This is a genomic window from Pseudomonas sp. 43A (assembly GCF_013363935.1).
In the GTDB taxonomy this organism is placed as follows: Bacteria; Pseudomonadota; Gammaproteobacteria; order Pseudomonadales; family Pseudomonadaceae; genus Aquipseudomonas; species Aquipseudomonas crudilactis.
Genome location: NZ_CP054880.1, coordinates 1,911,553 through 1,922,762, shown reverse-complemented (window position 1 = coordinate 1,922,762; position 11,210 = coordinate 1,911,553). Strand labels below are relative to the sequence as shown.

The following is an 11,210-nucleotide window of genomic DNA, read 5'->3' as shown; positions in this document are numbered from 1 at the left end:
TTTATCAAGGACATGTCATGACCACTTCGGAAAAAGCCCTGCGTTCGCAACGCTTGAACCAGATCACCAATGAACCGCACAGCAAGCTCGATGCACTGGTGAAGGCGCATGCGCCGTTCGAGACCCGAGCCAACTTCGCCCGCTTCGTCGTTGCGCAATACCTGTTCCAGTCGGAACTGGTCGAGCTGTACAACGATGCCGAACTGACCGCGATCGTCCCGGATCTGCCGGCCCGTTGCCGCGCCGAAGCGGCCAAGGCTGACCTGGCTGATCTGGACACCGAAGTACCGGCACCGGTCGCGGGCGCGGTGAAAAATCCGAGCAAGGCCCGTGCGCTGGGCTGGATCTTTGTCTCCGAAGGTTCGAAGCTCGGTGCTGCATTCCTGATCAAACGCGCTGTGGCCCTGGAGCTGAGCGAAACCTTTGGCGCCCGTCACCTCGGCGAGCCGGAAGGTGGCCGCGCCGAAGGCTGGAAGAGCTTCGTGCGTACTCTTGATTCGCTGCAGTTCAGTGCTGAAGAAGAGGCTGAAGTGGAGCAAGGCGCGATCGACGCGTTCAACCGCTTCACCGTGTTGCTGGAACAGGCTTACGCCACCGAAGCCGAATTGGCCTGATTCCCGACAAACCACAAAGCCCTGTGGGAGCGAGCTTGCTCGCGAAGACGGCAGCACATTCAACATTAATGTGACTGACATACCGCTTTCGCGAGCAAGCTCGCTCCCACATGGGAACAGCTCAAGCCTGTAGAATCCCCATCTCGCCTCACAGCAATCCCGAGCCCATGCCGCAACCCGCCTCCTCCAAACTCGCCCGTGTGCTGTTCGGCCTGCTGGCCTACGTCAGCCTCGGCATTGGCCTGATCGCCATTGTCGTGCCCGGCCTGCCGACCACCGAGTTCATCCTTCTTGCCGCCTGGGCCGCGACCCGCAGCTCGCCGCGCCTGAGTGCCTGGCTGGAAAATCACCGCTTGTTCGGGCCGATCCTCAGCAACTGGCGCAACGGCAAGATCATTGCGCGCAAGGCCAAGGTCAGCGCCACGGTGAGCATGTTGCTCTGCGCCACGTTGATGCTGGTGATGCTCGATCATGGCTGGCCGGTCTATCTGGCGATTGCCGGGATGAGCCTGGGCAATCTGTGGATCTGGTCGCGCCCGGAATCTCTGGCAAAAACTGCCTGATCACGCTCGCCACAAGTCTCTCCTGCCCGTGACAAGCGCCGTCACCGTCCTGAAACATCCCTGTAATTATTCGTTTTTTCAGCACTTTCCCCTGCGCAAACGTTTAGCGCTGACCGTCCGTCGGCACGCGCCTCATGCGCTCTCGTTCCACGCCGATGAGCATTGAATGGCGCTGAATGGATTTGGCGAACCGGATAGTTCATATCCGCCTGCCACCCGTTTATTCATTCGCGAGATCGCCCCATGTTCGACGCTCTGTCCATTCGCCTGAAAATCGTTCTGCTCTCCGGCCTGTGCCTGCTCGGTGTGGTTGCGCTGATCGTCGGCATGAACATTTACCAGACCAACCAGAACGACGAACTGGTCAGTGACTCCAGCAACAAGCTGCTCACCGCCAGTGTCGAGAATCTGCTGCAAGCCAAAGCCGCTGAACAAGCAGTACGGGTGCAGAAGACCTTCGGTGAAAGCCTGACGGTGATCACGGCCGTAGCGGATCAGATCAAGGACATGCGCGTCATGGCCGCCAAGCGTTCGCTGGACGCCGGCGCCTTGCGCGAAGAGTTGAACCTGAGCCTGAAAACCGCTTTTGAGCGCAACGACAAAGTGCTCGGCATCTGGCTCGCTTTCGAACCGAACGCTCTCGACGGCAAGGACAGCGAATTCGCCAACGATGCCGCGCGCCAGTCCAACGAAGCCGGACGTTTCGCCACGTACTGGAGTCGCGCTGCCGGCGCCTCGCTGAACACCATCATGGTCGAAGAAGACCTGACCAAAACCACCCTCAGCGTCAGCGGCACGCCCTACAACAGTTGGTACACCTGCCCTCGCGACGCCAAGCGCACCTGCCTGCTCGACCCGTATGCCGACACCGTCGGCGGCAAGGAAATGCTCATGACGACCATCTCCGTGCCGTTGATCGTCGACGGTAAAGCCATCGGCGTGGTCGGCGTCGACATCGCCCTCGACGCCCTGCAAGCGGCGGCCGTGGATTCCCAGCGCAACCTGTTCAATAACGCCGGGCACATGCTGATCGTCTCCGGCAGCGGCGTGCTCGCTGCCGACAGCTCCGACGCCACCAAGGTCGGCAAAAAGATCAGCGACACCCTCGGTGCCGATGGCAAGGATGTACTGCAACTGCTGACTTCGGGTACACCGAAGATTCTTGAACAGGGCGATCTGATTCGTGCCGTGTACCCGGTCGACCCGATCGGTAACTCACGCGCCTGGGGCGTGGTCATCGACCTGCCGAAACAGGTGCTGCTGGCTGACTCGGTCAAACTGCAAGCGGTACTCGACGATGCCCAGGAAACCGGCGTAATCACTGCGCTACTGGTCGCCGTGGTTGCCGGTCTGGTTGGCCTGCTGCTGATCTGGCTGACCGCGTCCGGTGTGACGCGTCCGATCAACAGCGTTGCCGAGATGCTGAAAAATATTGCCAGCGGCGAAGGCGATCTGACCCAACGCCTGAACTACAGCAAGAAGGATGAACTGGGCGAACTGGTGAACTGGTTCAACCGCTTCCTCGACAAGCTGCAACCGACCATCGCGCAGATCAAACAGAGCATCACTGAAGCCCGTGGCACCGCCGACCAGTCTTCGGAAATTGCCCGCCAGACCAGCGAAGGCATGCAGGTGCAGTTCCGCGAGATCGACCAGGTGGCCACCGCCTCCAACGAAATGAGCGCCACCGCCCACGACGTCGCCAACAGCGCCTCCAACGCGGCCAATGCCGCGAAAGGTGCCGATCAGTCGGCCAGGGACGGCATGTCGATCATCGAACGCAGCACCCGCGACATCAATCAACTGGCCGATGAAGTCAGTAAAGCGGTGACCGAGGTTGAAGCGCTGGCGGTCAACAGCGAGCAGATCGGCTCGGTGCTGGAAGTGATCCGCAGCATCGCCGAACAGACCAACCTGCTCGCCCTCAACGCGGCGATTGAAGCCGCCCGTGCCGGTGAGAGTGGCCGTGGTTTTGCCGTGGTTGCCGACGAGGTACGCAACCTGGCCAAACGTACGCAGGACTCGGTGGAAGAGATTCGCATCGTGATCGAGCGGATTCAGACCGGTACGCGGGGCGTGGTCGCGACCATGCATTCGAGCCAGACCCAGGCGCACAACAACGCCGGGCAGATTCGTCAGGCGGTCGATGCGCTGGGCAAGATCAGCGATGCGGTGACGGTGATCAGCGACATGAACTTGCAGATTGCCAGCGCGGCGGAGCAGCAGAGTGCGGTGGCGGAAGAAGTGAACCGCAACGTCTCGGCGATTCGTACTGTCACCGAAACGCTGACTGAGCAAGCCACCGAATCGGCGGCGATCAGCAGCCAGCTCAATGCCCTGGCCAGTCAGCAGATGAAGTTGATGGATCAGTTCCGCGTCTGACGCTACACCGTTGAACCCTGTGGGAGCGAGCTTGCTCGCGAAAGCGGTCTGCCATTCAGTAATGATGTTGAATGTGACGCCCCCTTCGCGAGCAAGCTCGCTCCCACAGGGGAGAGTGTTCATTCGCTGGGCTTTCATCTAATCCAATGATTTTTTGCACTATCATCGCCCTCTCGCTCCGGAGGGCCTTCGATGACTGATTTACTCACGTCCATTCAAGCCGCACTCGGCTTGCCGCACACGCCGATTCCGTTCACCGCCGATGGCGCCCTGCCCTCGGCATTCGCGGTCACCGAGCTTGCCTGCGCCAGCATGGCCGCTGCCGGTCAGGCCGTCAGCCAATTGATCGAGCAACAGACCGGTCACCTGCCCAGCGTGGAAGTCGACCGTCGCCTGGCCTCGTTCTGGTTCTCGACCTCGCTGCGCCCGATGGGCTGGCAAGTACCACCGCTGTGGGACCCGGTTGCCGGAGACTACGCGACAAAGGACGGCTGGATCCGTCTGCACACCAACGCCCCGCATCACCGCGCCGCCGCTGAAAGTGTGCTCGGTGCCTGCGCCGATCGTACCGCGATGGCGGCGAAAGTCGCGCAATGGACGAGCACAGATCTGGAGCAAGCGGTGGTTGACGCCAACGGTTGTGCCGCCGAGATGCGCAGTTGGGCGCAGTGGCAAAAGCATCCGCAGGGATTGGCGGTAAATGCCGAACCGCTGGTGCATTTCTTCGATTCGCCGGATGAACACGGTCAACCGTGGCAAGGTTCGGTGGCGCAACCGTTGGCCGGGATCAAGGTGCTGGATCTGACGCGCGTACTCGCCGGTCCCACCGCCAGCCGTTTTCTCGCCGGCCTTGGCGCCAATGTATTGCGCATCGATTCACCGATCTGGAACGAGCCCGGTGTCGTCCCGGAAATGACCCTCGGCAAACGCTGCGCGCGGCTGAATCTGCATGACTCGGCGCATCGTGCGGTGTTCGAGGGCTTGTTGAAAGAAACCGATATTCTGCTGCACGGATACCGCGCCGATGCCTTGGAAAATCTCGGGTTCGGCGTTGAGCGCCGTCGCCAGCTCGCGCCGGGCCTGATCGATGTCGGCCTCAATGCCTACGGCTGGAGTGGCCCGTGGCAGAACCGCCGCGGCTTCGACAGTCTGGTGCAGATGAGCAGCGGCATCGCCGAGGCCGGCCAGCTATGGAAGCAAGCTGACAAACCGACGCCGTTGCCGGTGCAGGCGCTGGATCATGCGACCGGGTATTTGCTGGCGGCGAGCGCGCTCCGACTGTTGACCGAGCGTTTGAAGACGGGTCGAAGTGGCTCGGCGCGGTTGTCGCTGGCGCGGACGGCGAAACTGTTGATCGAGTCTGGGCTGGGGACGAATGAAGCATTGCGGGCGGAAGATGAGCGGGATCAGGGTTCATTTCTGGAACAGACACCGTGGGGGCCGGCGCATCGCTTGCAGGTGCCGGTGAAGATCAGCGGCACGCCGATTCAGTGGGCGTTGCCGGCTACAGAGTTGGGGTCTCACCAACCACGGTGGGCTTAAAAAGCCCCTCACCCTAACCCTCTCCCAGAGGGAGAGGGGACTGATTGGGGGATATTCGAGAGATTCACCGACTTGAACGAATATCGGTGAATCCCTGATCAACTTGGTCTTTCAGCTCGATGTACAACGCAACACACCTCGGTCGGCCCCCTCTCCCTCTGGGAGAGGGGACTGATTGGCGGGTATTCGAGAGATTCACCGACTTGAACGCTTGGCGCTGAATCCATAATCGACTCGGTCTTTCAGCTCGATGTACAACGCAACACACCTCGGTCGGCCCCCCTCCCTCCGGGAGAGGGGACTGATTGGCGGATATTCGAGAGATTCACCGACTTGAACGCTTGGCGCTGAATCCATAATCGACTCGGTCTTGCAGGTCGATGGACAGCGCAACACACCTCGGTCGGCCCCCTCTCCCTCTGGGAGAGGGGACTGATTGGCGGGTATTCGAGAGATGCACCGACTTTAACGCTTGGCGCTGAATCCATAATCGACTCGGTCCTTCAGGTCGATGTACAACGCAACACACCTCGGTCGGCCCCCTCTCCCTCTGGGAGAGGGCTGGGGTGAGGGCTGCAATTTCAGGCCGAGCGATGATGTATCAATCTGCCCTGCTCAAAGACGTCCACAAAAGCTGCGCCGCATACCCTCGATAAGGCCGCCAGGCCTCAGCGCGCAAAGCCAAATCCCGCGCTGTCGGTCGCACGCCCTCCAACACTTCCAGTGCCCGTAGCAGCCCGACATCGCCATGGGGAAACCCATCCAGATCGCGCAATTGCCGCAACGAAATGTACTGCGCCGTCCACTCGCCTATCCCGTGCAACGCCAGTAGACGTGCCACTCCGTCCTCGCGATTCGGCTCGAACAATGAAGGTTCTTCCAGCAACGACTGCGCCACCCCCGACAGCGTCCGCCCGCGACTTTTCGGCATGCCCAGCGCCGCCAGATCTGCCGCCGCCAATACGTGCGCCTCGGGAAACACATGCGTCAATCCGGGCACTGTGGATTCCAGCGTCGCGCCATATTGCGCCACCAGTTTCCCCGCCAGACGAATCGCCGCCACCACCGTAATCTGCTGCCCAAGCACCGCGCGAAAGGCCAGTTCCAAGCCATCCCACGCTCCCGGAATCCGCAACCCCGGCCACTCGGCAATCAGCCGCGCCAGCAACGGATCATTCGCCAGATGCCCTTGCATCAGCGCCAGTTCCGCATCCAGATCAAACATCCGCCGCAACCTGACAACGATCTCGGGCACCATCAACGGATCAGGAAAATCCAGCTCAACGGCCAAGGCATTCCCTGCCTCAGGCCAAATTGAAACCGTGCCATGAAGCCCGTTCAAACCGATGCTGCGTGAATACACACCATCGACCACGACCTCCATCCCGACCACCGCCCGTGCCGCCAGAAACCCCAACATCGCCTCCCAGTCATACGGCGGCGCATACGCAAGCGCCAACCTCACAACGACAGCACACCGCTGTACAACCCGTATGCCGCCAGCCCCGCGCCGATGACCACGCAAGTGAAAATGCCTTTCTCGACATGAGTGAACAACGGCTCGCCCGCCTCATGTTTGGCCTTGGCAAACAGGATCACCCCCGGCGCATAGAGCAACGCCGACAACAGCAAATACTTCACCCCGCCGGCATACAGCAACCACACCGCATAACCGAGGGCGATGCCACCGATCAGCAGATCCTTGGTGCGCTCAGCCGAAGCATGTTCGTAGGTTTCGCCCCGCCCGCTGAGCAGCACCGCGTACGCCGCCGACCACAGATACGGCACCAGAATCATCGACGAGGCCAGATAAATCAGGCTGGTGTAAGTGCCCGCCGAAAACAGCGTGATCAACAGGAAAATCTGGATCATCGCGTTGGTCAGCCACAACGCGTTGACCGGCACGTGGTTCTTGTTTTCCTTTTTCAGGAACGCCGGCATGGTCTTGTCCTTGGCCGTGGCGAAGAGGATTTCCGCACACAGCAGCGCCCACGACAACAGCGCACCGAGCAGGGAAATCGCCAGACCAATGCTGATCAACAGTGCGCCCCACGGCCCGACGATGTGCTCAAGCACCGCCGCCAGTGACGGGTTTTGCAGATTCGCCAGCTCCGGCTGGCTCATGATCCCCAGCGACAGCACGTTGACCAGTACCAGCAGCGCCAGCACGCCGATAAATCCGATCACCGTGGCGCGGCCGACGTCGCTGCGTTTCTCCGCCCGCGCCGAGTACACACTGGCGCCTTCGATGCCGATGAACACAAACACCGTGACCAGCATCATGTTGCGCACCTGATCCATCACCCCACCAAAATTCGGGTTGCTGGTGCCCCAGATGTCGCGGGTAAAAATGTCAGCCTTGAATGCGATGGCGGCGATGACGATGAACATGATCAGCGGTACGACTTTGGCCACCGTGGTCAGTTGATTGATCAGCGCCGCTTCCTTGATCCCGCGCATCACCAGAAAATGCACGGCCCACAGCAGCACCGATGCACAGCCGATGGCGATCGGCGTATTGCCTTGGCCGAACACCGGAAAGAAGTAACCGAGGGTGCTGAACAGCAGGACGAAATAGCCGACATTGCCCAGCCACGCACTGATCCAGTAACCCCACGCGGACGAGAAACCCATGTAGTCGCCAAACCCGGCCTTGGCGTAGGCGTACACGCCGGAATCCAGCTCGGGTTTGCGATTGGCCAACGTCTGGAACACGAACGCCAGGGTCAGCATGCCGATCGCCGTGATGCCCCAACCGATCAGGATCGCCCCGGCATCGGCGCGTGCCGCCATGTTCTGCGGCAGCGAGAAAATCCCTCCGCCAATCATCGAACCCACCACCAGGGCGATCAACGCGCCTAATCGCAGCTTTTGCGTCGGTTGCGACATTTCAGTTTCCCTTTGAAGTGTGGTGAGCGTGCATTTGTAACAACTATTAACTAAACGGATAAAGGTAGATGACGTTTATCAGGTAACGCCAATTAACGCCTGTTTATATATAGCCGATGACGCTAACGCCTAGCACGTTAAGACAGTTTTGTGCGCTGATCCTGATAAATCAATTCTGTACTGAAAACAGACGCTGAAAATTTGCCAAAAGCTGAAAAAGAACTAGCGTGATAATTCAAAAGTAATAATAGCCATTCCCAACAATGTAGCCACAACACCTCTAGGACGGGCCTTTCGGGCAGAGTATTTATGCCTTCAGTCGAAGCCTAAGTCATTCATTAACAATGGAATGTGACCATGCACTGATCTAAGTCAGCTGTTTGAACAGACAACAGAACTACGCTGTGATCTCTTCTCTCCTGCAATGGAGTCATGCAATGTCTGAAGCTCCCGGAAAACTACGACTAGGTGCACTGGTTGCATTGGTAGTCGGCTCAATGATCGGTGGCGGGATATTTTCTTTGCCACAAAACATGGCCGCCAGCGCCGACGTCGGTGCAGTACTGATCGGTTGGGCCATCACCGCTGTCGGCATGCTCACCCTCGCTTTTGTCTTTCAAACCCTCGCCAATCGCAAGCCTGACCTGGACGGCGGTGTCTACGCCTACGCCAAGGCCGGATTCGGCGATTACATGGGTTTCTCGTCCGCCTGGGGTTACTGGATCAGCGCCTGGCTGGGCAACGTCGGTTACTTCGTTCTGCTGTTCAGCACCCTCGGTTATTTCTTCCCGATTTTCGGTGAAGGCAACACCGTTGCTGCGGTAATCGGCGCCTCGGTTTTACTGTGGGCCGTGCACTTTCTGGTGCTGCGCGGGATCAAGGAAGCGGCGTTCATCAACCTCGTGACCACGGTCGCCAAGGTCGTACCGCTGCTGCTGTTCGTGTTGATCGCGGTGTTCGCCTTCAAACTGGACATCTTCACCGCCGACATCTGGGGCATCAAAAACCCGGATCTGGGCAGTGTGATGAACCAGGTGCGCAACATGATGCTGGTCACCGTCTGGGTGTTCATCGGCATCGAGGGTGCGAGCATCTTCTCGGCCCGTGCGGAAAAACGCTCGGACGTGGGTAAGGCCACCGTGATCGGTTTCATCACCGTGCTGCTGTTCTTGGTGCTGGTCAACGTACTGTCGCTGGGCATCATGACCCAACCGGAACTGGCGAAACTGCAGAACCCGTCGATGGCGGCCGTGCTTGAGCACGTGGTCGGTCACTGGGGCGCGGTGCTGATCAGCGTCGGTCTGATCATCTCGTTGCTGGGGGCGCTGCTGTCGTGGGTGCTGCTGTGTGCGGAGATCATGTTCGCCGCTGCCAAAGACCACACCATGCCCGAGTTCCTGCGTAAGGAAAACGCCAACCACGTACCGGTCAACGCCCTGTGGCTGACCAACGCGATGGTGCAGATTTTCCTGATCATCACGCTGTTCTCGGCCAGCACTTACCTGTCGCTGATCTACCTCGCCACTTCGATGATTCTGGTGCCGTACCTGTGGTCGGCAGCCTATGCCCTGCTGCTGGCGGTGCGCGGCGAAAGCTACGAAGGCTTTGCGGCCGAACGGCGCAAGGATCTGATTATCGGCGGCATCGCGCTGATCTATGCGGTGTGGCTGCTGTATGCCGGCGGGGTCAAGTATCTGCTGCTCTCGGCCCTGCTCTACGCACCTGGCGCGATCCTGTTCGCCAAAGCCAAGCTGGAACTCAAACAACCGATTTTCACTAACGTCGAGAAGCTGATTTTCGCCGCAGTGGTCGTGGGTGCCCTGGTGGCTGCCTACGGTCTCTACGACGGCTTCCTGACTCTGTAATCCCTGATTGTTTTGTTATCTGGAGGATCTGAAATGACCACGGAAAAAGTTAAGTACGGCGTCCATTCCGAAGCCGGCAAACTGCGCAAAGTCATGGTGTGCTCCCCAGGTCTGGCCCACCAGCGGCTGACCCCGAACAACTGCGATGAACTGCTGTTCGACGACGTGCTCTGGGTGGCCCAGGCCAAGCGCGACCACTTCGACTTCGTCACCAAAATGCGCGAGCGCGGCATCGATGTGCTGGAAATGCACAACCTGCTGACCGACATCGTCGCTATCCCTGAGGCACTGGACTGGATTCTCGAGCGCAAGGTCACCGCCGACTCAGTGGGCCTGGGCCTGATCAACGAAGTCAAATCCTGGCTGAAAAGCCTCGAGCCGCGACACATCGCCGAGTTTCTGATTGGCGGCGTGTCTGCCGATGATCTGCCGGACAGTTTCGGCGGCAAGACCATCCAGATGTTCCGCGATTTCCTCGGCCACTCCAGCTTCATTCTGCCGCCGCTGCCGAACACCCAGTTCACCCGTGACACCACTTGCTGGATCTACGGTGGCGTGACGCTGAACCCGATGTACTGGCCAGCGCGTCGTCAGGAAACCCTGCTGACCACCGCCATCTATAAATTCCACCCACAGTTCACCAACGCCGAATTCGAGATCTGGTACGGCGACCCGGACAAGGATCACGGCAGCTCCACCCTTGAGGGCGGCGACGTCATGCCGATCGGCAACGGCGTGGTGTTGATCGGCATGGGCGAACGTTCGTCCCGCCAAGCTATCGGCCAACTGGCGCTGAACCTGTTCAAGAACAAAGCCGTGGAAAAAGTCATCGTCGCCGGCCTGCCGAAGTCCCGCGCCGCGATGCACCTCGACACCGTGTTCAGCTTCTGCGACCGCGACCTAGTGACGATTTTCCCGGAAGTCGTGAATCAGATCGTCGCGTTCACCCTGCGTCCTGACGAAAGCAAACAGGGCGGCATCGACATCCGCCGCGAAGAAGGCACCTTCCTCGACACCGTGGCCAAAGCCCTCAACCTGGCGAAGCTGCGCGTGGTGGAAACCGGCGGCAACAGCTTCGCCGCCGAACGCGAGCAATGGGACGACGGCAACAACGTGGTGGCCGTGGAGCCGGGCGTGGTCATCGGCTACGACCGCAACACCTACACCAACACCCTGCTGCGCAAGGCCGGCGTGGAAGTCATCACCATCAGCGCCGGTGAACTGGGCCGAGGCCGTGGCGGCGGCCACTGCATGACCTGCCCGATCGTGCGTGACCCAATCGATTACTAAACGACCATCTCCCCGGCCGCACCCATCCCGTAGCGGCCGGGCCGATTACCGAATCCAAGGAGAAT

The 11,210-nt window shown here is 59.9% G+C and carries 8 protein-coding genes and 1 pseudogene; 7 read left to right on the top strand and 2 right to left on the bottom strand.

What is annotated here, in order from left to right; translation table 11 throughout:
• Positions 1–17: 17 nt before the first annotated feature.
• The 5 genes and pseudogenes from HUW52_RS08450 (at position 18) to HUW52_RS08435 (ending at position 5,101) form a co-directional block, all read left to right on the top strand.
• Complete coding sequence (locus tag HUW52_RS08450; RefSeq protein ID WP_175553391.1) at positions 18–614, top strand: biliverdin-producing heme oxygenase; 597 nt, start codon at positions 18–20, stop codon at positions 612–614.
• A gap of 167 nt (positions 615–781) precedes the next feature.
• The gene (locus HUW52_RS08445; RefSeq protein ID WP_016983710.1) at positions 782–1,177 is read left to right on the top strand and encodes a YbaN family protein; all 396 of its coding nucleotides are present in this window, start codon (positions 782–784) and stop codon (positions 1,175–1,177) included.
• A 243-nt stretch (positions 1,178–1,420) separates the two neighbouring features.
• Positions 1,421–2,653, top strand: a pseudogene (locus HUW52_RS30705) (chemotaxis protein); the annotation flags it as partial.
• Positions 2,654–2,803: 150 nt separating this feature from the next.
• The gene (locus HUW52_RS30700) at positions 2,804–3,559 is read left to right on the top strand and encodes a methyl-accepting chemotaxis protein (protein ID WP_371260381.1); all 756 of its coding nucleotides are present in this window, start codon (positions 2,804–2,806) and stop codon (positions 3,557–3,559) included.
• Between the two features lie 192 nt (positions 3,560–3,751).
• A complete protein-coding gene (locus tag HUW52_RS08435) occupies positions 3,752–5,101 on the top strand; it encodes a CoA transferase (protein WP_175553389.1) in 1,350 nt (449 codons plus the stop codon).
• Between the two features lie 601 nt (positions 5,102–5,702).
• Here HUW52_RS08435 and HUW52_RS08430 read toward each other — a convergent pair.
• Positions 5,703–6,566, bottom strand: a complete 864-nt coding sequence (locus HUW52_RS08430; RefSeq protein ID WP_175553388.1) for a DNA-3-methyladenine glycosylase — start codon at positions 6,564–6,566, stop codon at positions 5,703–5,705.
• Positions 6,563–7,990: an arginine-ornithine antiporter gene (gene arcD, locus HUW52_RS08425; protein ID WP_095112272.1), complete on the bottom strand. Its 1,428-nt coding sequence runs from the start codon at positions 7,988–7,990 to the stop codon at positions 6,563–6,565. Before arcD (HUW52_RS08425) ends, HUW52_RS08430 begins: the two co-directional genes overlap by 4 nt.
• 437 nt (positions 7,991–8,427) lie before the next feature.
• Between arcD (HUW52_RS08425) and arcD (HUW52_RS08420) the strand changes: the two genes are divergently transcribed.
• Together arcD (HUW52_RS08420) and arcA are read left to right on the top strand one after the other, a co-directional pair.
• Positions 8,428–9,855, top strand: a complete 1,428-nt coding sequence (gene arcD / locus HUW52_RS08420) for an arginine-ornithine antiporter (RefSeq protein ID WP_007908042.1) — start codon at positions 8,428–8,430, stop codon at positions 9,853–9,855.
• Positions 9,856–9,888: 33 nt separating this feature from the next.
• A complete protein-coding gene (gene arcA / locus HUW52_RS08415; protein ID WP_175553387.1) occupies positions 9,889–11,145 on the top strand; it encodes an arginine deiminase in 1,257 nt (418 codons plus the stop codon).
• Positions 11,146–11,210: the final 65 nt, after the last annotated feature.

Coding starts and splice junctions, on each gene's coding strand:
- HUW52_RS08450 (WP_175553391.1), top strand. CDS start 18: ATGACCACTTCGGAAAAAGCCCTGCGTTCGCAACGCTTGAACCAGATC.
- HUW52_RS08445 (WP_016983710.1), top strand. CDS start 782: ATGCCGCAACCCGCCTCCTCCAAACTCGCCCGTGTGCTGTTCGGCCTG.
- HUW52_RS30700 (WP_371260381.1), top strand. CDS start 2,804: ATGCAGGTGCAGTTCCGCGAGATCGACCAGGTGGCCACCGCCTCCAAC.
- HUW52_RS08435 (WP_175553389.1), top strand. CDS start 3,752: ATGACTGATTTACTCACGTCCATTCAAGCCGCACTCGGCTTGCCGCAC.
- arcD (WP_095112272.1), bottom strand. CDS start 7,990: ATGTCGCAACCGACGCAAAAGCTGCGATTAGGCGCGTTGATCGCCCTG.
- arcD (WP_007908042.1), top strand. CDS start 8,428: ATGTCTGAAGCTCCCGGAAAACTACGACTAGGTGCACTGGTTGCATTG.
- arcA (WP_175553387.1), top strand. CDS start 9,889: ATGACCACGGAAAAAGTTAAGTACGGCGTCCATTCCGAAGCCGGCAAA.